General features: G+C 39.2%; 21 protein-coding genes. 7 read left to right on the top strand and 14 right to left on the bottom strand.

The features are described from left to right. Positions 1 to 21: 21 nt before the first annotated feature. The 8 genes from V4596_01460 to V4596_01425 are packed head-to-tail and all read right to left on the bottom strand — an operon-like array spanning position 22 to position 8518. Positions 22 to 807: a FliH/SctL family protein gene (locus V4596_01460; protein MES2767786.1), complete on the bottom strand. Its 786-nt coding sequence runs from the start codon at positions 805 to 807 to the stop codon at positions 22 to 24. Continuing rightward, complete coding sequence (gene fliG, locus V4596_01455) at positions 800 to 1834, bottom strand: flagellar motor switch protein FliG (protein MES2767785.1); 1035 nt, start codon at positions 1832 to 1834, stop codon at positions 800 to 802. The genes V4596_01460 and fliG overlap by 8 nt, the downstream gene beginning before the upstream one ends. Next, entirely contained in the window at positions 1831 to 3483 is a 1653-nt protein-coding gene (fliF, locus tag V4596_01450) for a flagellar basal-body MS-ring/collar protein FliF (protein MES2767784.1), read from the bottom strand. Before fliF ends, fliG begins: the two co-directional genes overlap by 4 nt. Positions 3484 to 3487: 4 nt before the next feature. Further along, complete coding sequence (gene fliE, locus V4596_01445) at positions 3488 to 3871, bottom strand: flagellar hook-basal body complex protein FliE (GenBank protein MES2767783.1); 384 nt, start codon at positions 3869 to 3871, stop codon at positions 3488 to 3490. Between the two features lie 37 nt (positions 3872 to 3908). Further along, positions 3909 to 4346, bottom strand: coding sequence for a flagellar basal body rod protein FlgC (gene flgC, locus V4596_01440; GenBank protein MES2767782.1), 438 nt, complete (start codon positions 4344 to 4346; stop codon positions 3909 to 3911). Further along, positions 4346 to 4759 (bottom strand): flagellar basal body rod protein FlgB, encoded by a 414-nt coding sequence (gene flgB / locus V4596_01435; GenBank protein ID MES2767781.1) that lies wholly within the window; start codon positions 4757 to 4759, stop codon positions 4346 to 4348. Before flgB ends, flgC begins: the two co-directional genes overlap by 1 nt. After that, entirely contained in the window at positions 4743 to 5699 is a 957-nt protein-coding gene (locus tag V4596_01430) for a sigma-54 dependent transcriptional regulator (GenBank protein ID MES2767780.1), read from the bottom strand. The genes flgB and V4596_01430 overlap by 17 nt, the downstream gene beginning before the upstream one ends. Then, complete coding sequence (locus tag V4596_01425; protein ID MES2767779.1) at positions 5696 to 8518, bottom strand: tetratricopeptide repeat protein; 2823 nt, start codon at positions 8516 to 8518, stop codon at positions 5696 to 5698. The genes V4596_01430 and V4596_01425 overlap by 4 nt, the downstream gene beginning before the upstream one ends. 405 nt (positions 8519 to 8923) lie before the next feature. Here V4596_01425 and V4596_01420 point away from each other — a divergent pair, with 405 nt between their 5' ends. From V4596_01420 to V4596_01400, 5 genes are all read left to right on the top strand, one after another. Then, positions 8924 to 9376, top strand: a complete 453-nt coding sequence (locus V4596_01420) for a hypothetical protein (GenBank protein ID MES2767778.1) — start codon at positions 8924 to 8926, stop codon at positions 9374 to 9376. Next, on the top strand, positions 9373 to 10161 hold the full coding sequence (locus V4596_01415) for an ABC transporter permease (protein ID MES2767777.1): 789 nt from the start codon (positions 9373 to 9375) through the stop codon (positions 10159 to 10161). The genes V4596_01420 and V4596_01415 overlap by 4 nt, the downstream gene beginning before the upstream one ends. A gap of 10 nt (positions 10162 to 10171) precedes the next feature. Then, the gene (locus V4596_01410; protein ID MES2767776.1) at positions 10172 to 10915 is read left to right on the top strand and encodes an ATP-binding cassette domain-containing protein; all 744 of its coding nucleotides are present in this window, start codon (positions 10172 to 10174) and stop codon (positions 10913 to 10915) included. Next, positions 10912 to 11739 carry an MlaD family protein gene (locus V4596_01405; GenBank protein MES2767775.1) on the top strand — a complete coding sequence of 276 codons (828 nt, stop codon included), beginning with the start codon at positions 10912 to 10914 and terminating at the stop codon, positions 11737 to 11739. Before V4596_01410 ends, V4596_01405 begins: the two co-directional genes overlap by 4 nt. An 86-nt stretch (positions 11740 to 11825) precedes the next feature. Further along, positions 11826 to 12605: a M23 family metallopeptidase gene (locus V4596_01400; GenBank protein MES2767774.1), complete on the top strand. Its 780-nt coding sequence runs from the start codon at positions 11826 to 11828 to the stop codon at positions 12603 to 12605. Between the two features lie 17 nt (positions 12606 to 12622). Here the strand turns inward: V4596_01400 and V4596_01395 are convergent, their stop codons facing one another. Together V4596_01395 and V4596_01390 are read right to left on the bottom strand one after the other, a co-directional pair. Next, positions 12623 to 13702 (bottom strand): hypothetical protein, encoded by a 1080-nt coding sequence (locus V4596_01395; protein MES2767773.1) that lies wholly within the window; start codon positions 13700 to 13702, stop codon positions 12623 to 12625. Between the two features lie 177 nt (positions 13703 to 13879). After that, positions 13880 to 14305, bottom strand: coding sequence for a DUF721 domain-containing protein (locus V4596_01390; GenBank protein MES2767772.1), 426 nt, complete (start codon positions 14303 to 14305; stop codon positions 13880 to 13882). Positions 14306 to 14320: 15 nt separating this feature from the next. Between V4596_01390 and trmFO the strand changes: the two genes are divergently transcribed. Together trmFO and V4596_01380 are read left to right on the top strand one after the other, a co-directional pair. After that, entirely contained in the window at positions 14321 to 15670 is a 1350-nt protein-coding gene (trmFO, locus tag V4596_01385; GenBank protein MES2767771.1) for a methylenetetrahydrofolate--tRNA-(uracil(54)-C(5))-methyltransferase (FADH(2)-oxidizing) TrmFO, read from the top strand. 122 nt (positions 15671 to 15792) lie between these two features. Next, positions 15793 to 16137, top strand: a complete 345-nt coding sequence (locus tag V4596_01380; GenBank protein MES2767770.1) for a hypothetical protein — start codon at positions 15793 to 15795, stop codon at positions 16135 to 16137. Positions 16138 to 16207: 70 nt separating this feature from the next. Here V4596_01380 and V4596_01375 read toward each other — a convergent pair whose 3' ends face one another. From V4596_01375 to glmU, 4 genes are all read right to left on the bottom strand, one after another. Continuing rightward, on the bottom strand, positions 16208 to 18013 hold the full coding sequence (locus V4596_01375) for a hypothetical protein (GenBank protein MES2767769.1): 1806 nt from the start codon (positions 18011 to 18013) through the stop codon (positions 16208 to 16210). A 167-nt stretch (positions 18014 to 18180) separates the two neighbouring features. Beyond that, entirely contained in the window at positions 18181 to 18609 is a 429-nt protein-coding gene (locus V4596_01370; protein MES2767768.1) for a ferritin-like domain-containing protein, read from the bottom strand. A gap of 40 nt (positions 18610 to 18649) precedes the next feature. Next, positions 18650 to 20494 (bottom strand): glutamine--fructose-6-phosphate transaminase (isomerizing), encoded by a 1845-nt coding sequence (gene glmS, locus V4596_01365; protein ID MES2767767.1) that lies wholly within the window; start codon positions 20492 to 20494, stop codon positions 18650 to 18652. 23 nt (positions 20495 to 20517) lie between these two features. Further along, positions 20518 to 21891 carry a bifunctional UDP-N-acetylglucosamine diphosphorylase/glucosamine-1-phosphate N-acetyltransferase GlmU gene (gene glmU, locus V4596_01360; protein ID MES2767766.1) on the bottom strand — a complete coding sequence of 458 codons (1374 nt, stop codon included), beginning with the start codon at positions 21889 to 21891 and terminating at the stop codon, positions 20518 to 20520. Between the last annotated feature and the right edge of the window lie 27 nt (positions 21892 to 21918).

The raw sequence follows: 21918 nt of genomic DNA, 5'->3' as shown, positions 1-21918 counted from the left end.
AAAATCTCCGCCTGTTTTTATTTACACTGGTTTAGTTTGATTTAAAAGCGTCCAAAGCTTTGCAATTCTCTCTTCCAGAGTTGCATCCACCAATCCGTGATTGGTCTCGAACATACATCCGCCCTTTTGTATCTCTGGATCCGCGTAGAATTTTAATTTTTTAAAAATCTCCGCTTCTTGACTATTCTCACCCATAAGCTTTTGCATGATTGCAAAATCTTCTTGATTCAACCTTACCGAGATATCTTCTTTTACATCGAGAGAATCGACAACCTGCTTGATCACCTCTACGGTTGTTGTCTCGCTCTTTTGAACATGTTCCATGACAACCTTTTCAGCGATGTGATAGATTAAATCTACAAAGACACTTTCGTTTTTATTTAAGATGTCTTTTTTCATGGTTTTTAAATTTTCAAATAATGTGATCATTTCGGAAAGATGAAACTTGATCGCTTCCTGGTTATTGTCATAGGCAAGTTTTTTACCTTCTTCCAATCCCAATTCATAAGCTTCTTTATAGGCCTTTTCTTGAATATCTTTAAGCTTTTCGATAACCTTATCATCGATTGCTTGTTCGACTTTCATTTTTTCTTTTTCAAAAATACCCGTCTGTTTAGAAATCAATTCATCAATAACGAATTGAGGCCCTAGCTCCAAAGGCTGCTCGGTCACAAATTGTCTAGCAGAGCGAGGCATTTCCATATCGATCTTCTTTGCCTCATAGTTGAGAACACCTTTTTTGTCTTCGTCATCGTGACGAATAACAATACTTGTGCGTACAAAGTTTGACCTAGTAAAATTAGACAAGCGCATCCTCCGAACCGCCTCTTGCGATTAAGATCTTTCCTTCTTGCTCTAGCTTTCTTGCTACATTCACAATTTCCTGTTGTGCCGATTCAACATCTGACAATCTTGCAGGGCCCATAGCCTCTAAATCTTCTCTCAATAATTGAGCCGCACGAGCAGAGATATTCTTGAAGATTTTTCCGCGAATATCTTCGTTTGCAGTTTTGAGAGAAAGCAGAAGTTTGTCGTTTGGAACTTCTTTGAGAAGAGTCTGAATACCCTTGTCGTCGATTTTTGTAATGTCTTCGAATACAAACATCAGTTTTCTGATTTCTTCCGCCAAGATAGGATCTTTTTCTTCCAATCGACCCATAATTTGCGATTCTGTATTTTTGTCCATGATATTCATCATCTCGGCCACTGGCTGTACCCCACCCAAAGATGCCTGATCCACAGTACCCACAGTTGAAAGTTCTTCCTTCAATACTTGATCCAATTCTGCAATCAATGCCGGAGAAATATAATCCAAGTTAGAAAGTCTCAATACCACTTCCGTTTGGATATTCTCTGGTAAACGCTTGATCACTTCCGCTTTTTTCTCTGGCTCCAAATGGGCCAATACCACCGCGATTGTTTGTGGATGTTCATTGATCAAGAAGTTTGACAAGGATTTTGCATCTACAGTCTCTAAGCTTTCTAAGCTTCTTGATGTACCCTTTGTATTTAAGTGACCCAAGATTCCGCGTGCGCGTTCTTCACCGACTGCATTTACAATATTGTCTTTATTTGTTAAGTCCGCAGAGAAAATATACTCATTACTTTCACTGATCATTTCATAGAATTCTTCTAATACTTTTTTGGTGATATCTACCGGAACCACTCTCAATCTATTCATGATTCCAAGAAGTTTTCTGATGTCAGCATCATCTAAGAATTGAAGCATTTGTGTGGTAGCATCTTTACCCAAGTAGTTCAGAAGGATTGCGGCCTTCTCAAATCCTTTGAGTTCTTCAAACTTCATATTTTCTAGTTTTTTAAGACTGCTCACGAATCTCTCCTTACAAGCCACAGACCAAGAGCATCAGCTGCTTTCTTGTTATTGCTTCCAACCAATCCAAGAATTCTATCTTTCAATAATTCACTTTCAGCTTTATCAGGATCAATAGATTCCTCAAGCGTAGGGAGCGCTGCAGACATGCCTGGCAAAGTATTATCGACAGATTGCAATTCTTCTAACTCTTCAATTGTCTTCGGTAACAATTCTTCCACAGATTCTTGGAAATTATCCGTAATCCATCTCATGAATGGTCGCACCACAACAAAGAAGAACAATAGGAAGGCTAAACCTATGATTCCCCATTTTAACATGTAAGAGAATAACTTTCTTCTCTCAAGTGAGTTGAGAATTTGCTCTGCCTCTTCAAAATTTTCTTGCTCAAATGGCATGTTCTCGATCGTGAATGTATCGCCGCGCTTTTCGCTAAAGCCGATTGCTCCACGAACTAAGGAAGCATATTTCTGAAGCTCTTCTGGCGATCTTTGTTTATATTGCTTTTCGAAAGTGCCATCTTCTTTTTTAATATTTTCCATTACGCCATCAACAACAACAGAGATACTGATTCTCTCGATAGCTCCCGGGGCTTCTTTTATATTTCTAACCGTTTTTGGTACATCGTAATTGATTGTTTTATATTCTTTAGAAACATCTTGGTTGAAGGCCACTTGCTGACCTTCTTCCGCTCCAGGAAGATTGGCTCTGGCTCCTGGCACACCCGTTGGATTTCTCCTGTTGCCATTTAATTTTTCATCTTCGGTAATTGTAGATTTTACTGCTGTCTTATCGGGGTCAATGATTTCTTCTACCGATACTACATCACGGCTATTGATATCCGCATTTACTTTTGCGATCACTTTTCCTTGGCCCACGACACGAGTTAAAATTCCTTCGATTCGACTCTCTAATTGTCTTTCGGTTTTTTCTTTCAGCTCCATCATCTCTAGAGACATTGCAGAAACTGAATCACCATTGTTTTTAGAAAGTACCTTTCCTCTTGAATCTACAACCGTTACATTTTCTGGAATTAGATTCTCAACAGACGATGCCACCAAGTTTGTGATGCCTCGAACTTGATCTTCAGAGAGAGTTTTTCCAGGGTGCAGATCCACTGTTACAGAAGCTGTTGTTTTTCCTGCTTCCTCTAGAAAAGTTTTCTTTGGAGGAAGAGCTAAAAGAACTTTTGATTTTTTAACTGCATCCAGACTATTGATAGCTCTCATCAATTCACCTTGGAGTGCTCGTTGGTAATTGATTCTTTGAACGTAACTTGTAGCGCCTAGATCTTGCTTATCAAATAATTCTAAACCAATATTGCCAACATGACTTGTTCCAAGCTCTGTCATCAATGCCATTTGAGTTGTGTAAACATGCTCCGGTGGCACGGAAATTGTTTTTCCGCCTTCTTCGACTTTGAAGGGGATATTCTTAGATTTTAATTTTTCAATGACGAGAGGTAAACTTTCTGAAGAAACATCCTTCATCATCGGTACAAAACTAGTGCTCGACATCATCACCGATACAATCGTGATTGCTGCCAACACGATCCCGAGAGATGCAATCATCGACATTCGCTTTGTCGGCGTTAGATTCTTGTAAAAATTTTTAAATTGAACAATTAAGCTCGACCATAATTTTGTCATATCATCACACCTGCATTCTCATAATTTCTTGGTACGCATCTATAATTTTATTTCTAACTTGAACCATTAACTTTAAAGCGATATCTGCTTTTTCTGCAGCGATCATTGTTTCATGGATGTTTTGGCTTTTGCCTGTAGCTAACTCTTGCATTTTGACGTCGGCGTCTTTTTGCAAGCTATCCACAGTGTTGACAGCTTTCTTGAGTGAATCGGCAAATGATTCCCCAGAGCTGGAACCTATTCCGGGAGAATTTGATCCAGATGGTGCTTTCGCTTCAGAAGTTATACTCTTTCTGAGCTCGTTCACATTATCTGTAACGTTTGTTGTCCCCGTATTAAATCTTAAACCATCCATGGTTCCTGCCTCAGTGTCGCCTTCTGGCGACAACTAGTTACCCCAAGAGTCTTTGACTCTTAGTTATATTTTATCGTCCTAATTCAATCGCGTCCAGCGCCATGTTCTTAGAAGAGTTAAAAGCTGAAATATTCGCTTCATAAGAACGTGTTGCTTGGATCATGTTGGCCATCTCTTCCATCAAATTGATGTTCGGATAAGCAACGTAACCGTCTTCATTTGCATCTGGGTGATCGGGTTCATACTTTAGTAGAGGTGCCTTCGTATCGACATCAATATCAGAAACCTGGACCCTGTGCAGATTTCTATCGCCCTTATCAATCAAAATTTCTCCGAAAGTTTTTTGCTCTGGGATCGCCTCAAAGATTGCATCCTTTCTTCGGTACGGTCCACCTTCAGGAGTTCTTGTTGTATTCACGTTTGCGATGTTCGAAGAAATCGTATTCATGCGCGTTCTTTGCGCCGTCATCCCACTACTTGAAACTCGCATTGCCGTCATGAAATCCATTATCTACCACCCTCGCTCACTGCATACTTCATTGCAGCCATCTTTTTTCTCATCAATTCGATGGCGGCTTTGTAAATGATTGAGTTTTCCGTAAGAGTTGCCATTTCTTTCTCTAAATCCACCGTGTTCTTATCGTTTGCTACATTGATATCTGGATTGTCGTAAACATCAGCTTGGACTTTGTTCACAGCACCTTCCACCGTTGGAAAGTGTTCAGGGCTTGAACTCTCTACGCCGGGAATTCCTTCCATTTGTAGAGCGCGAGATAATTCTGCTTCGAAATCAATTTTCTTTGCAGTATAGCCCGGCGTCTCAGCATTGGCGATGTTGGCTGAAGTGATATTGTGTCTCAGTAGCCTCATATCTAAAGACTTTGCGAGACCTTCTGCAGTTCTATCAAACAGTTTGCTCATGCTCACCGTCCTTTCGATATTCGCTCAGTTTGTTTCTTAAAGTTCTAATGCTAATTCCTAAAATTTTTGCAGCCTGAGTTCTGTTTTGGCTTGTAAACTCTAGAGTTTTTAAAATCAAAAACTTTTCGGCATCTCCTAATGTCATTCCTGGAGTGAATGGCACGTCTCCTACATTATTTTCAATTTGTAGATTTAAATCTTCTTCCGTGATGATTTGATTCTGACTTAAGAGCACTGTTCTCTCGATGACGTTTTGTAATTCTCTGATATTTCCTGGCCATTGAGAAATCTGAAGACTGTTGATGGCATCTTGCGAGAGATCCTTGGCTTGGATTCCATTATTGATGCATGCCACCTCCACAAAGTGTTTTGCCAAAAGAATTAAATCTTTTGGTCGAGCCCTAAGTGGCGGAATATGAACAGGGATCACATTCAATCTGTAGTAAAGGTCTTCCCTAAATAGTCCCTCTTGAACTAATTTCTTTAGATCTTTATTTGTCGTCGCGATAATTCTCACATCCACTTTGATTGGCTCTCTGCCGCCAACTCTTTCGATCTCACCTTCCTGAAGCGCTCTTAAAAGCTTAGATTGTAAAAGAAGTGGAAGCTCTCCCATTTCATCTAATAACAATGTACTTTGGTGAGCCAATTCAAATTTCCCAGGTTTTGCTTGATGTGCTCCCGTGAAGGATCCCTTTTCATGGCCGAACAACTCGCTCTCTAATAATCCTTCTGGAACAGCTGCGCAATTGATGGCAACCATTCTCTTAAGAACTCTTGGACTCTTAGAGTGAATGTATCTTGCTAACAATTCCTTACCTGTTCCACTTTCACCAGTCACAAGCACAGAAGCTTTACTGTGAGCAATGTTCTCAGCTACTTTAAGAACTTTTCTCATATTTGGATCTAGAGTTAAGATAGCATGATTTTGTTGAATCATTTTTTGTTTCCTTCTTTAGGAGATGAGCCAGCTTTATCGTTCACCATAGCTGGAATTCTATTTGTGTACTTTTTGTATTCGCTGTTCCAGTTAGAACTTTTTAAATTTTCTTGTGCCAATTTGTCCCACAATTGCGCATCAGATTTGTCTTTAAGTGGGCTCCATACTTTTTCTGCTTCTTTGACATCGCCGGTGTCGTAATGAATTTTCCCCAGTTGGTATCTGGCAGAGTAAAGTGGATACTTGTCTTCGAAAAGATCAAGCAGTGATCTATAAGCTTCGATCGCAGTTTTGTCTTTTTTTATTGCCACGGCATATTCAGCTTTTAATCTTAAAGCCAACATCTGGTCTTCATCCGTTACAACCGAAGAATCTGTAGACATGTTGAGAAGACGATCCAGTGTTCCGATCGCATCTGCATTTTGATTACTTTCCGACTGAAGCTTTGCCAACCTCAGATATACGGACGAAAGCTTTTCGGGATTTCCTCTCCAAGTTTCCGTCAATTCTTTTAAATTTCTGATTGCGAATTCTGGATTATTTAATTTTTCATAAACGATAGAAGACAAATAAACTTTTTCTACTTTTTCATCATCTGTAGCATCTTTTCCGGATATTTCTTTGAGGTGATCTTGAGCTTTTCCATATTCATTCTTAGCAACAAAAACTGCTGCCAGCCTTAGATTGACTTCATCGATACTCGGTAGCTCCTCAAAAACGCCTCTTTCTTTTTCTTCAATAGTTCCACGAATAGCATAAAGCTTATTCAATACGGATTGATATTTCTTTTGCGCTTCATCAGGAACGCCTGATTTTTCGAACGCCACTCCTAAAAGATAGCTTGTGTCTATTCGATCTGCACCCTTTAACCAACTTCCCGCATTCTGACCATAAATTTGGAAAGCTTTTAAGTAATCGCCTTTCGCAATTGAGAATCCAATTTGATCTTTGATCGTTTGTACGATTCTTTTCTTAAAGACATCAAGATAGTCTGAAAGCGGATGCTCTTGATAGAAAGCAATTAGATTTTTTAAGGCTTCATCATAGTTTTTATCTGCGTAGTAGCCATCAGAAATCATGATTGTTTTGAATTCTGTTAATTTTTCTAAGCTCGAGGTTTTAATGAACTCATTCACTTTAGCAACTTCTTCAACGACTTGCTTATCTTTCATTGAAGGAATCTGTGCTCTCAACAAGCGAATCTTCGCAATTCCTGCTGCCTGAGAGTTTCCATATCTATAAATAGTTTCTACAAAGGCTCCGTTATATCTTTTTTGAGGAGCTCCTAAGATTTCTAGAGTTTCGCCGATTCTTTCCATCGCATAGCTTGCATGCTCGCTCTTTGGATATTTTTTTAAGAACTCGATGTAGGCATTCAAACTTTGCTTTAAGTTTTCTCTATTTCTATTGAGCCAAAATTTGCTTTCTGCAATGTTATAGAATGCATTTGGATACTGATCTTGCTCTTTAGAATATTTCTTAAGAGCTCTCTCATATTCAGCGATCGCTTTATCATATTGCTTTGTGATGGCATATATATCGCCTTTTCTAAAGGCCGCTTCTGCAGCATTGATGCCCGCTTTTGGATCTGATTCAATTTCTTCATAAATTTTTAGAGCATCAGATGTGTTATTCAATTTGGCCAAACACTCTGCCATTGCAGTCTTGATTCTATATTTGTGTTCTGAATCTGGATTCCTATTGATGTATTTTTGGAATACGGTGAAGGCCGTTAAGTAATCTGCTCTATCCATATGAGAATAGCCCATGAGTCTTTCAATTCTATCATGATACTTAGAGGCTTTTACTGATAATAAAATTTTTGTGTATAAATTGATTGCTGTATCGAAATCCGAAATTTTTTTGTCTTGGACCCACAAATTATAATATGTGTCGGCTTCCATGAAATCTAGAGTCTCTTTGTATTTTGAATCTGGATATTCTTTTTTAAATAAATCTAGAGTCTTTAAAAAAACTGCATTCCTAGGTTTTTCAAGTGGATTTTTTTCTTGAGTTTCAGGATCAGTTTTTCCTTTTTTGAATAAAGTTAAAAGCAATTGTGCCTTTTTTCCTTCATCTGTTTCGCTCTTTTCGAAATTATAAATATTGGGTGTAGCCAAAATATCCTGAAGGTCATGCATTTCAACTAAAAGCATCGGATAAGTAATGTATAAATTTAATTTAGACGCAATGATTGCAGATTCTTTTATTTCATAATCTTCAATTTTAAAACGTGTATAATTGGGATCTGCTCCATCCAACACGCTTGGAGCTACTCTAGTAATTTCTTTTTTTGTATCACTGATTAAAAAATCAGTCCCGGCAGGAGCTCTACCTTTTTTGACAGGTAGTTTTGCAATTTTAGCTGGAACTTTTTTTACTTGGACTACAGCCGCTGGTTTTTGCGGAGCATCTTTAAAGAAATCCACAACCAATCTTGAAGGTTGATCAGTGATATAATCAAAACTTTGAGTCGATTTGTCTTTTAGATAAAAAACGATTTTATTTTTTAAATTTACCCCTGGAAGAATTTCGATTTTTTCAATGTGCTTGCTTTTGATTGTTTTGAGCTGGATAACAGATTTATCATCTAGTTGATCCACTTCCACCGAAACAATGCCGTCAGCCTCTCTCGTGAGCTTATAATCCCAGATTTCTCTGCCGTTGAATTCGAAATGAGCAACGTCGTTCATGTCTTCGATTCCCACAGAAATGCTGCCGCTGTTGGCAACTGGAGCAACTGCAGTACCTGTACCTTGGGCCGTAACCTCAAAGCTCGTCGCACATAAAATAAGCAATACTAAAGTTTTGATGAACACGAATGACTCCTTCACTCGAATAATAACAATGCACAGCAGGTGCCAAGGCTACGAGACTATCAAAGTAAGAATTTGTGAGATTCTATTCACATATGTGCACTTTAAACAAATATCTCGACCAATAATTCTTGTCATAGCGACAACTTTCTGACACCTTTTCACGTCACTTTCTATGTCACTTTTTGCCTAAAGCTGACGTCTAGATTGTGACAGGGCTTTTGTCTCGGTGGATGGTCTAGTCTTGTTCTGCTTGCAGGGCTTAATTTCATTCAGAAAGATCCCGAAATAAAGAGTGAAGACATCAGTGATTTCAAATGCATAAAAAATTATGCAAGAAATTTAGCACAGCGAGATTACAACATGACGATAGAAAAAAAAATTTTTACCACTTTAATGATATTAGCCATGGCAACATCATGCGTATCTGTAAAGATACCGATGTCTGCGGCGCCAGAAAAAGCTACAAATCTCAACGTAAAAGCTCCGCCCGCTCCATTCAAATCTTCAAACTCCGCAAGTTCTGATGGAATGTGGGTCAGCAGCAAAACTGCTAGTACAATCACCTACTTCACAAGCTGTAGTTCTTCAGAACCTGCGCTCAAAACAATTCGCTCAACAGCTTTTGCAAGCCTTGAAGGCGTGGATGTTTCAAAAGAAGAAAATATTAACATCAATGAGCGTGAAGGATTAAAATCCAATATCGAAGGAAAATTAGAAGGTGTACCTGTAAAAGTACAATTTATTGTGTTCAAGAAAAATTCTTGTTCTTATCACTTGTCATACGTGGCTTTAAAAGAAAATTTTGAAAAAGAGTTAGATCAATTTACAAACTTCATAAAAAACTTCAGGGTGCCATGATACATTCATTTGCTCATACACTTGGGAACATGATGTTTGAATTGTGCTACTTCATAGGTAGCCTCTCTGAACTTTGTTACAATGCTTTTCGTGAAGCTTTTAGAAAACCATTTTATCCCCGACTTATCATTGACCAAATTTATAGCCTTGGAATTAAATCCGCACCGCTAGTTGCCGTTTGTGCATTGAGCACCGGAATGGTTATCACTTTACAATTCGGATTGGGTCTAGAAAAATTCGGTGGAAAATTGTATGTTCCTAAAATTGTTTCTCTATCCATAGTGAGAGAATTAGGTCCAGTATTCACAAGTCTTATGATTGCTGGTCGCGTAGGCGCTGGTATCGCATCAGAAATTGGATCCATGAAAGTGACTCAGCAGATCGATGCCATGAGGGCCCTGGGTACTTCGCCACTTAAGAAGATCATCATCCCAAGAATTTTAGCTCTTGTGATCTCGTTGCCACTTCTCACAGTATTTGCTAACTCCCTTGGAATATATGGAGCATCGGTAATCGGCTCAACTGAGCTTGGATTAGATCAATCTTTCTTTATACAAAAAGTAACTCAAACAATTAAGATCCATGACTATATGGTGGGCGTTGCCAAAACATTCTTCTTTGCATTGTTTGTGGGACTGACTGGTTGTCATTACGGAATGAGAGTTTCGGAAGGCACAAGAGGAGTGGGTATTGCTACGACAAAGTCTGTGGTGGCCTCCTCTATTTTGATTGTTATAAGTGACTTTATATTAACTAAACTATTTTGGATTATTGAGACCCTATAAGGATTCTAAAGTGAGTAAGAAAGCGATTGAAGTAAAACATTATAAAAAATCTTTCGGAACTAAAGAAGTTCACAGAGATGTTTCCTTCAATCTTATGAAGGGCGAATGTCTGGGTTTAATTGGTGGTTCGGGCTCAGGAAAAAGCGTAATCTTGAGATCCTTGATTGGTCTTGAGAAACCAAATAGTGGACAAATAATTATTGATGGCGAAGATATTGCTAAAATGAACGAAAAAGAACTATTACCTGTTAGAAAAAAAGTTGCTTATGTGTTCCAAGGTGGAGCGCTCTTTGACTCTCTCACAGTTTTCGAAAACCTAGCTTATCCACTTAGAGAACACACAAAGTTTAGCGAAGAAGAAATTTCCAAGAAAGTTTTAGGTCTTCTAGAAGAATTTGGACTACAAGGTAACGACAAGATTTACCCTGCTGAACTCTCCGGCGGTATGCAAAAGAGAGTGGGTCTGGCTCGCGCAATCATTATGAATCCGGATATAGTTCTATATGACGAACCCACCGCAGGATTAGATCCTTACAATACGATTCGTATTCAAGAAATGATCCTAGAGCTTAAGAAAAAAGGCGTGACATCAATTCTCGTGACACATGATATGCCAACTGCTGCTGCTGTTTGCGATCGCATTGCACTATTAGTTAAAGGTTTTATTACATACGAAGGTAAACTCACGGATATTAGTCAGGATACGAATGATCCTGTATTTCAATTTGTTCATGGTAAAGAGGTTGCAAAATGACAGAACGTGGCGCTACAGAATTAAAAGTTGGTATTGGCGTTGGACTGGGATTGTTACTCTTAGTCATAACGATATTTTTGCTGGGTGGAGAAAAATCTTTTCTATCAAGCACGTATACTCTCAAAGTCCCATTCGACAAAATTGATGGCTTGGCCCCCGGAAGCGTTGTTCGATTGAGTGGTTTTGAAGTAGGAAATATTTCTGATATTAAGTTCTCAGAAGAAGAATCTAAAATTGTGGTTTACGTAAAACTATTTAAAGAACACCAATCAAGAATCACTGACAAATCTGTAGCTGGACTAAGAACCCAAGGAGCTCTGGGAGATAAATACGTCTATATTTCTCCAGGGCTACAAGGCGGAACTCCACTAAAAGACGGAGACGTTTTGCACGTAGAAACTTCTACAGACCTAATTACTACACTCACACAAAGGGGCGAGGAACTGTCTAAGGTTTTTGATATCGTAGGAGAACTTGATAAATTTGCGAAAACTCTAAATAAAGACGGCAGAAGCGACAAGATGATGACAAATCTTTTGAGTGCAAGCTCCCATATGGATCAGGCAATGCAAAAATTCAATTTGGCTGTCTCGGACTTACGTGGGGAAGATCAGAAAAATCTGAAGAGAATTTCAAAAGATCTAGCAAGTATCCTCGAAAAAATCGATAATGGAAGTGGAAGCTTGGGTGCGCTAATTAATGACCCAACCATTCATGAAAAAATTAAAGGTGTTCTCGGGGGTGGGAAACGGAACGATTACATGAAGTCCATCATTCAAAAGACGATTACCGATCAAAAAAAGATCAAGGAAGGAAAAGAATAATATTTTGCCTTTGCCTCTTTACGCTTTGGATCTTTCCTTCAAGTAATATTTTAAAAACAAATATCGTATCGGAACTTGCTTTCAAAATGAGCTCTCCTAAGGCGGGAGAGTCATTTTGGCTGGAATCGATTGATCAAAAAAATTCTGATTTTTATTTCGACAACACAAAACTCTCCCGAATTAGCCCAACCAAATTCTTTGGCGTTATTCCACTTTATAAAAATGATCAGGCCGTCATTATGTCTCTTTCAAATATATCAAGAGGATTATTTTCTCACCCCACTCAAGACATTGCGGGGACGATCACGAGCCTACAGGTGAGGAAATTGGATAATCCTTCGTCCATTCGTATTCCCGCAAACTTTTTTAATGAACTTCAAAAAATCGAAGCCACTCAAATTGATCAAGAAAAATCCACCATTAAATCTTCGCTTTTAAAAGAAAGCCCAGGATCTTTTTGTTTAGAAACCCAACTTCCAATTAAATCAAAACAAGTTTCACAATTTGGTTCTTATCGAAGACTCCCAACGGGCATGCAGTACTTCCACACGGGCCTCGATTTAAGAGCCATGATTGGGACTAAAGTTTACGCCATGGCTGACGGCAAAGTTTCAATAGCAAATAAATTTGTTATTCCTGGAAATGCTGTGATCATCGATCATGGTAATGCTATTTTTTCTAAATATTATCATTTGAGCGAACTACTCGTGAAACCTGGTCAGAATATTAAAAAAGGCGAGCTCATCGCCAAATCTGGAAATACAGGAAGGGTCGAAGCCCCTCACTTGCACTGGGAAGTGGCCTGGAAAGGCATAGTCACAGATCCATTGGTATTTATGGAAACGGTAAAGATGGCTTGCTTTTAAGGTCTCTTGATATATTTTTATTTTTGATAATTTATGGTCACTCTTTTGAAAATTCTCTCGGTTTGATTAACAAAGTAATTCTTATCCATACTCTTTAAAGCGTAAGCCACTCCGTAATCATTTGGATTTTGAAATCGATCATAAGTTGTTTGTGCTTTTTCCTTTAATTTTTTAGCCATAATTTTACGGGTACTACTTCCTAGTTGCGACTGATCATTAAAAGTTTGGACAATATAATTTAAATCGTGAACTTCGTGCATAAACTCAAAAAAGACTGAACTGAAAATCACTTGCTCTTGCTCGTTCAATTGATTTTTATAGCTTCTAACAAATTTTAAAATTTCCCTAAATTCTAATCTATCTAGAGCAGAGAGCCTCTTATACGCAGACATAAAGCCTTTGGAGTGGAAGTGGTCATGGGCGCGAAAGCGAATGGTATCCCCATTACTTTTGCCTTCGAATTTGATTTCTCTTTGCATCACAATACCTTCCGGATGAACATCGGGCCATAGATAAATGAAATCATAAAAATCAAGGTGTGCTAGCGTCAGTAAATGAAATATTTCTCCTAAAGAAGATTTAGACGGACGAAGAAGATCATCTCTGACGGCGCCGGGATCAACTTTATATCGATTAGGAAAAAGAACAGTCTGACTATCAAAAAAAATATAAGAAACGACCTTGAGATAAGCCGTATAGAAATCCAAAGTGATTCTTCTTTCCCGAATGCCTTGAGCAAGAGAGTTCGACAAATGCACGTAAATTTCCAAAACTTCCGCAGGAGGTTCTAGATATTCTCTTTGTATGCTGTCCTTTAACTCTTTTTGCGTCTCCAACAAAATATCTTGCAAGAGCGATAAATGATCTCGTCCAGGATCGGCATTTTGTAGGCGTTTTTGCCACCCTTCATTGAAGAGTTTGTGAATCAACCACTGCGAATCATAGATAAAGGATTTACTCGCTTGAGGGTCAACTATTTTAAGAATTTGAGGTGAGTTAAAATTTTCAAATAGATGAAGGCATTGATTACTCCCTTGAGCAAACAAAGGCAGCAAAATAGCTAGAAAAAATGGAATGATTTTATAACCAATCGCCAAGGAACACCTCAACCAACTTTAGATGCATCCTGTATGCCAGCCTAAAAGTTCAATATTACAAATGGAAATAAGAATCTGTTTAGAGATTAAAACTAGGCTCATTAATGACATTTCAAAATTGGAGCAACTTTTTAACAACAATTGCAAAATAAGAAAAAAAACTGCCCCGAGTAGAGTTTATTTCTTATTGATAATTTCAGAATCTTTCATGGCGCTGTCTTCATCCATCTTTGGGACTTCGTGCTGATTGAGAGTGAAGCGCACTTGCTGCACCCAACCCTTCTCCATGAAAGTATTTACCTTCTCTCTGATGGGGCCCGCCAAAAAGAGCATTTCATGCATCCAAACGGCGTTTTTGACCCACACATAGAGCGTCCCTTGAACAAATCCTACCGGCATGCTCTGAGCAGAGATTGTAGGTCCTACAACTTCCGGCCATTTTCTCCACAATTTCCAACGCATAAATTGATCCGAGAGAGGAGATTTGTTATTAAGAAGCACGCTCTCCAGAACATCGGTAGCATTGCTGAGATCAGCTTTGCGGGCCGGAGTTTTTAGAGCTCTGGGACTTGAATTTTTTGAAGAGTATTTGTTCTCAGACATAGGATTTATTTTTATATGAAAAAGGCAAATCAGACAATTCATATCGTGGGCGGTGGTCTAGCTGGTAGCGAGTGCGCACTACAACTCGCCAATTTTGGCTTTAAAGTTGTTTTATTTGAAATGCGCCAAGGCAACATCATGACGCCAGCTCACAAAACAAAGGATTTTGCCGAGCTGGTCTGCTCAAATTCTTTTGGCACGCTCAATCCGGTTTCATGTCCTGGGGAATTGAAGGCCGAAGCGGAACTCCTTGGTTCTTACATTTTAAAAGCGGCAAAACTTGCGGCAGTGCCCGCAGGCCAGGCTCTCGGAGTTGATCGAGCTGTTTTTGCTCAAGAAATTTCAAAGCAGATTGAAAATCATCCCAATATCGAAGTGAGAAAAGAAGTTGTCGAAAAACTTTCAGACATTCCACGTCCGGCCGTCATTGCAACGGGTCCCCTAACGAATGAAAATTTAGCCCGAGATCTTTTAGAACATCTTGGACAAAAATTTTTATATTTCTTTGATGCCATTGCACCCATTGTGGATGCCGACACTATTGATACAACTTTTGCATGGAAAGCTGACCGCTATGGTAAAGGCAATAATGATTACTACAATTGCCCAATGAACAAAGAAGAATACTACGCCTTCATCAACGAAATAAAACTCGCTAAAAAAATTGAACCTAAAGAATTTGAGAAAGACACGCCTTACTTTGATGGCTGTATGCCTATCGAAGAAATGATCAGGCGCGGGGATGAAACTCTAAGGTTTGGTCCACTGAAACCTGTTGGTCTCGACGATCCAAGAACTGGAAGATATCCTTATGCCGTTGTGCAATTGAGACAGGATAATCTTGAAGGAACCGCCTTCAATATGGTGGGCTTTCAAACCAAACTCGCTTACGGTGAACAGCAAAGAATTTTTAAAATGATTCCAGGATTACAAAATGCAGAATTTTTAAAGCTTGGTAGCATTCACCGAAACATGTACGTCAATTCTCCAGAGGTTTTAAACCAGGATCTCTCTAGTAAAAAAGATCCAGATCTTTACCTTGCAGGTCAAATCACCGGAGTTGAAGGATACTTTGAATCTACTTGCATCGGGATGTTGGTCGCAAACTTTATAGAACAAAAATACTCAGACAAACCCTTCAATCCCCCACCTCGAGAAAGTGCCATGGGCGCACTGCTACACGCGATCACTCTAGAAAAAAAAGAAAATTTCCAACCCACAAACATCAATTTTGGATTATTGCCTGCGCTTCCTGTACCCAAAGGTAGAAAAATTCCCAAGGACATAAAAAAGAAAAAACAGATTGAGAATGCTCAAGTAGCTTTTAACGCATGGCTAAATAAATCTCTACCCACTCACTTATAGCTAAAAGTACTATCATAATTTTTTACCTATAATAGATATATATAAAAAAGTGATATACATTCTAAAGAATTCGAATATCTTACCTTGAGAAGTAAGTAATTTTTTAAACCAACGGGGGATCTATGAAAATCAACACTCTTATAATGTCATTATTAATTTCTTATTCAAGCATATCATATGCCAATAGCGCAGAATGTACTCCTAGTGAAAAATCACCTTGGACATCAGCATCTGTTTCTTTGTTAAAAGATGGAGCACAAGCTCTTTACAAAGTAAAAGTCGAAGGAACTTTTCGCGTAGCTGACTTTATTTGTTCGTATCAAGACTGTGTAGGCTTTTTAAATGGCATCAAGTCAGACGCTGCTTTAGAGTTCGATCATGTTAATGGAAAATATGTTCCTGTGGCTCTTTCATTCATAGAGACAGATGGTAGCTCTCCTGAGACTTTCAACTGTACACAGAACTAAAAATAAAAAAGCAGATTGAGGAGGCTCAATCTGCTTTTATTAGTTGCCTAGGTAAAATAAATTCTCGAGACTATTTCAACCCTGCAGGGTAATTCTTTAAGAGAACTCCCGGCTTGGTCTTAAAGATCAAGTCGATTGCAAGTCGGAATTCCGCTTCTAAACCATCCGAAGTTTCACCGGTGATGATTCTGTTAATGATTTCCAATTCATCGATATCCTTTTTTGTATCGAATAAGAATGCCGATCTTAAATGTGTACCGTTACCAAAAGAATCTTCTGTTTCATTGTGTACGATGTTGCATGAACTCACCGCCACTACACCTGCATCGGCTAAGGATTTGATTTCTCCGTCGTTCACCACACCGTTTTTATTTGCGTCCGTCCATACTTTCACTTTGTCTTTATACAAGTCGCCATCCCACGGGCCAAAGTAGCGATCTTTTACATCTTCGCTATCACAATCTTTTTTAGCCAGAGCTTGTAGAGCCAAGAATCCATTTTCATAAGTTTTTCCATCGACGATGGTATGATCACCAAACATATTTCTTGAGCTTCTTACTTTTCCATCAGCGTCTGGCATCACTAAGAATCCATCCGTTACTTCTCTTCTCACATCTATTTTGAATGCTCTTCCGTCCAATACAGATGATTTTTTGTCCACGAGGCCACCACCCAACCATGCTGTTTTATGTGGAACATTAAGAGCTTCTTTTCTAATTAGTGGATCTAAATTCTCAAGGGCTGCCATATTGAAGAATGAACCCCAATTTACACTTGAAGTAACAACTTTCTTCTCTCCAAGATCCAACGCGATTGGCGTATATTGACTTGAAATTACGGTTCCTGATTCACCAGCCAATAATAAGTTATGTAACAATTGTGGTACACCAACCATCTCGGTAAAAACTCTACCGCCATCACCTGAGCGATCCGAGCTTAAGTTTCTGATCGCTTGACCTAGATTTTGGAAAATCACATCTAGATCTACCAACTCTTTTAGGTCTACAGTGTTTTCCGCACCTCTCGCCGCGCCTTCATTCACGTTGATGACAGGATTACCGCCACTTCCCAAAGCCAAATGTTTTTCTCTAATGTCTGCCACATAAAGTTTTACGATTTGCGGCTCAGCATTTGGATCCACTCTTTGGAAAAGTCTATTGGCAAATTTGTCTTTACCGTAGTTGCCATCCGCCGCGCATGAACCACCTGCACCGGCATCACACCATCCATAATACATGTAGTGAACGTTGTGATTGTCACCAATGTTACCGATGAAATCATATCTTTCATTAGAAGGTTGTTTCTTTTCACCAAGGATTGTCACAGTGTTGAAGAAACATCTATTGCCCTTAATATAATCTTCCTTAGCTTTGTCATGATTTACTGAATAATAGAGATGCCCACCTTCCATCGTAGAAGATTTTTTAGGACCCACGGGAATATAAGATACCCCAGCATTGTCTTTACTTAGAATTGCTCTTTTATGCGCGAACTGAGCAAGCACATCTTCTTTATGTCCATAAGATACAGCATAAGCGATGGGAAGTGTTTTGCCTGTAGGATCGGCTTTTACTTCTTCGAGTACTTGTTCTTTTTCTATTTCATATGTTTCTTGAAGTGAACAGTCTTTCACAAAGCTTTGCGCCGCCTCTTGTACGCTGTTCACTCTTAGATTTTCCGTTGGCACAGTTCCGTCGATAGCATCAACACCAGCGACAAAGTCATTAGGGTTAAAGCTAAATGGATTTTCATTAATTACCTTTTGTTCGGATGGACTGAATTTCATTTGTGCGCAGTTTTGATACGTCACAAGCGTTGAGCCCAGCGCAGTTGCAAGTAACATAGGTATAACTTTTTTAGATGAAGCTGTAGACATTGTATCCCCCCGGACACTTACTAATAAAGCAAAGGTCATACCGGCCTAAAACAATTGGGAGGCTAATGAAATGTACAAACGCATATACAAACAACAGGTGTCTGTCAGTTTGACATTTTGTTTTTGATTTTACGTCTCAGAATGAAACGGATTAATTTTTCTCTGGTTTAATTTTTCTCGACGGCAAGCATCTTATGAACTTCTTCGATATGCTCAGTTTCAATTTTAATCATTCCACGAATGAGTTCTTCGAGAGCGATATCCTCTGGATCAATAGATCTTAGTAATTCTTTGTATTTTTCTACTGCTTTTTCTTCGAATTGTAGGCTTTCTTTTAGGATATCGAGTACTTTATGAGTCTTCGTTTCCGGCACGGGGCTCACTTTTAATGAAGGATGACCACCCAAAGCTGTTATCTTCTCACCAATAATAGAGGCGTGAGCATAGCCTTCGTTGGCTTGTTCATGGAACCATTTCACGATTGGAATTCTATTTGGCCCCGTGATCATCAGAGCATAATGCAAATATCTAACTACTCCAGAAACTTCTAATTCTAAAATATGATTTAAACTTTCAATAACTTTTGCATTCTTCATAATGATCTCCTCGTCTACTCAAAAAGTGCAGGGCACTAGGTTACTCGACTGTTACGGACTTGGCAAGATTTCTAGGCTGGTCGACGTCGTAGCCTAGGGAATCGGATACGTGATATGCCATAAGTTGTAATGGGACAACTGCTAAAATTGGATTCAAACTCCAATGCGCCTGTGGAAGAGTTAAATAGTGTTGTGAAACTCTTTTCATACTTTCGTTTTGATCAGAGCCAATGCCAATCACTTTTCCTCCACGAGCCGCAACTTCTTCTACATTGCTCATCGTTTTTTCAAAAACGTCATCGTAAGGTGCAACCGCAACAATAGCCATCTTCTCATCAATCAAGGCAATCGGTCCGTGCTTCATTTCGCCTGCGGCATAACCTTCTGCATGCATATAAGCCAACTCTTTTAATTTCAAAGCACCTTCCATTGCTATCGGGTAATTTACACCGCGTCCTATATATAAAAAGCCTCTGAACTTTTTTAAATCTTCCGCCGTTTCTTTAAAGAAAGAATCGTAGGCTAAAACTTTTTCCATAAGACTTGGGAAATCCAAAAGCGCACGAATGTGTTTCTTCTCTTCATCAGCATTCACATGACCACGAATTTTTCCAAGATATAAAGAGAAAAGATTCAATAGAATCAAACTGCTTGTAAAGGCTTTTGTACTTGCCACACCGATTTCAGATTCACAGTTCATGTACATTTTAAATTGCGTAGCACGATCAAGAGTCGAAAGCTTTACATTGCAAAGGCTCATCGTCGAAACGCCTTGCTCTTTCACAAGCTTCATCGCTGCAATAGTATCTGCCGTCTCACCACTTTGAGAAATAAATAAAACCAATGTGTTTTTATCCACGATAGGTTCTCTGTATCTAAATTCTGAAGCAAACTCGATTTCTACTGGAATCTTTGCTATTTTCTCTAAATAATATTCAGCTACCATTCCTGCGTAGTAACTTGTTCCGCAAGCCACTATGATCATTCTTTCAAACTTAGAAAGTTGCTTTGAAAGCATCTCGTCCGTTGTATTTGCAAGTTGTCCCATATTTAAAGACATTGTTTCTAAATCGATATAGGGCTGAATTGCACTTGCTACAGTTCTTGGCTGCTCAAAAATTTCCTTAAGCATAAAATGGGGATAACCTTTTTTTTCCGCGGCTTCCTGAGTCCATTCAATTTTTTCTGGAGCTCTACTGATTTTCTTTCCGTCTCCCGTATACAGTGCATACTTAACACCATCCACATGGATCACTTCGTTGTCTTCTACATAGACAATGTTTTTTGTGTGTTTCACAATGGCCTGAAGATCACTTGCAATGATATTTTCTCCATCTCCCGCGCCCAGTAGAAGCGGTGGACCATTTTTAAATGCTACAATCTCATTTGGAGTTTCCTGCCATAACGTCACAATAGAAAATGCGCCATGAAGTTTTGGTAAAACATTAAAGACAGCTTTTAATAAATTTTTTGTATTCTTAATTTCTCTAGAAATCAAATGCGCCACAAGTTCAGAGTCTGTGTCAGAAGTGAATTTCACACCGTCTTTGGCTAATTTTTCTTTGATGTCGATATAGTTTTCGATGATTCCATTATGAACAATACTTACGCCATCCACCGTGTGAGGATGCGCGTTTCTTTCCGAAGGAACTCCGTGAGTGGCCCATCTTGTGTGACCAATTCCGGTATGACCATCAAAAGAAGTATTTTTCAGAAGGACCTCTAGATTCACCAATTTTCCTTCAGCTCTTACTCTTTTCACTTGGCCGTGATCAAAGATCGCAACACCCGCACTGTCGTATCCGCGATATTCCAGGGCTTTGAGTCCATCCATGATAACGTCTTTAGGATTTTTCTCTCCGTAATAACCAACGATACCGCACATATTACTTTCCTTTTTCGCCTAAATTATTTTTTTAGTCTTTTAGCGTAGTTCTCAACGTTGGCTTGTTTTGCTCTCGCAACCCCAAGTGCATCCGCAGGAACATCTTTTGTGATTGTAGAGCCAGATCCTATAATGGCACCCGCACCTATTGTGACTGGCGCCACAAACTGAGAATCACTTCCCACAAAAACTCCATCGCCTATGATTGTTTCATATTTCTTTTTATCGACAGCATAGTTACATGTGATTGTTCCGCAACCGATATTTACGTCCTTACCAATCTTTGCATCGCCTAGGTAAGCCAAGTGACTCGCCTTAGATCCTTCGCCAAATTTTACTTTTTTCATTTCAACAAAATTTCCAACTTTAGCGCCCGCACCAATTTCTGTCTCAGGACGAAGTCTTGCGTAGGGACCGATTTCTGATTTGTCATGGATCACTACCTTTTCAAGATGAGATCCCATTTTGATTTGTACGCCACTTCCAATTTTTGAACTCAGAATAAAACAGTTCGGTTCAATCACCGTGAAGTCACCGATGTCTGTGAATCCTTTGATAAAGGCATTTGGATAAATTACTACGCCCGTACCAACTCTCACCTCGTCTTCTACATAGCAGGTTTCAGGTTTTATAAAGATCACACCATTCACCATAAGATCTTTGATCTTATCGCTATTCACGATGCTTGTAGCTTTAGCGAGTTGCACTTGATCATTGATACCAAAGGCAAATCTTTGGCTCACCTGGACGCCTAAAACTTTTTTCCGGTTCTCAACACAAAGAGCTACTAAATCTGTGAGATAGAATTCATTTTGTTTATTGTTGGGTTTAATTTGCGGAAGAAATTCTTTCAAGATTTCTGCTCTGACAATGTAAGCACCTGTATTGATTTCATTGATTTTCAATGTATCGTTAGAAGCATCTTTGACCTCTACGATAGCCTGAACATTTCCGCCTTGTCTGATGACCCTACCAAATTCTTTTGGTTTTTTAAGTACGCACGTCAAAACCGCAACATCGGCCTTCAAATCGTTGAATTCCGTTAATGCTTTATTAATATCTTCTGATCGAATCAACGGATGGTCTCCATTGAGGATCAACACGCTACCAGAAAGAGTTTCACAATCGGCAGCCATAACCGCGTGCGCCGTTCCCTTTCTTTCTTTTTGCTCGTGAGTCGATACACCCATCGGAATGATCACTTGCTCAACTAGAGTCTTCCCATGTCCAACAACCACTCGAATTTCCGCGGGTTTAAAAGACTTAGCCGCATTGATGACTCGCGCAATCATTGGCGTGCCTGCAATTGGATGCAGCACCTTTGGAAGTGGCGACTTCATTCGAGTCCCCTGTCCGGCTGCTAAAATAATAACGCTAAGCTTAGTTTTGTCGGCCATAATTTTTTCCATGCTGGGTTTTTAATG

It is taken from the genome of Bdellovibrionota bacterium (assembly GCA_040386775.1).
GTDB lineage: Bacteria > Bdellovibrionota > Bdellovibrionia > Bdellovibrionales > JAEYZS01 > JAEYZS01.
This window is presented reverse-complemented; position numbering and strand designations above follow the sequence as displayed.

Excerpts from the sequence above, each read along its gene's own strand:
- fliF (MES2767784.1), bottom strand. The coding sequence starts at position 3,483 with ATGACAAAATTATGGTCGAGCTTAATTGTTCAATTTAAAAATTTTTAC.
- flgC (MES2767782.1), bottom strand. The coding sequence starts at position 4,346 with ATGGATTTCATGACGGCAATGCGAGTTTCAAGTAGTGGGATGACGGCG.
- flgB (MES2767781.1), bottom strand. The coding sequence starts at position 4,759 with ATGAGCAAACTGTTTGATAGAACTGCAGAAGGTCTCGCAAAGTCTTTA.
- V4596_01430 (MES2767780.1), bottom strand. The coding sequence starts at position 5,699 with ATGATTCAACAAAATCATGCTATCTTAACTCTAGATCCAAATATGAGA.
- V4596_01420 (MES2767778.1), top strand. The coding sequence starts at position 8,924 with ATGGCAACATCATGCGTATCTGTAAAGATACCGATGTCTGCGGCGCCA.
- V4596_01415 (MES2767777.1), top strand. The coding sequence starts at position 9,373 with ATGATACATTCATTTGCTCATACACTTGGGAACATGATGTTTGAATTG.
- V4596_01405 (MES2767775.1), top strand. The coding sequence starts at position 10,912 with ATGACAGAACGTGGCGCTACAGAATTAAAAGTTGGTATTGGCGTTGGA.
- V4596_01400 (MES2767774.1), top strand. The coding sequence starts at position 11,826 with ATGAGCTCTCCTAAGGCGGGAGAGTCATTTTGGCTGGAATCGATTGAT.
- V4596_01390 (MES2767772.1), bottom strand. The coding sequence starts at position 14,305 with ATGTCTGAGAACAAATACTCTTCAAAAAATTCAAGTCCCAGAGCTCTA.
- trmFO (MES2767771.1), top strand. The coding sequence starts at position 14,321 with ATGAAAAAGGCAAATCAGACAATTCATATCGTGGGCGGTGGTCTAGCT.
- V4596_01380 (MES2767770.1), top strand. The coding sequence starts at position 15,793 with ATGAAAATCAACACTCTTATAATGTCATTATTAATTTCTTATTCAAGC.
- V4596_01375 (MES2767769.1), bottom strand. The coding sequence starts at position 18,013 with ATGTCTACAGCTTCATCTAAAAAAGTTATACCTATGTTACTTGCAACT.
- V4596_01370 (MES2767768.1), bottom strand. The coding sequence starts at position 18,609 with ATGAAGAATGCAAAAGTTATTGAAAGTTTAAATCATATTTTAGAATTA.
- glmS (MES2767767.1), bottom strand. The coding sequence starts at position 20,494 with ATGTGCGGTATCGTTGGTTATTACGGAGAGAAAAATCCTAAAGACGTT.
- glmU (MES2767766.1), bottom strand. The coding sequence starts at position 21,891 with ATGGCCGACAAAACTAAGCTTAGCGTTATTATTTTAGCAGCCGGACAG.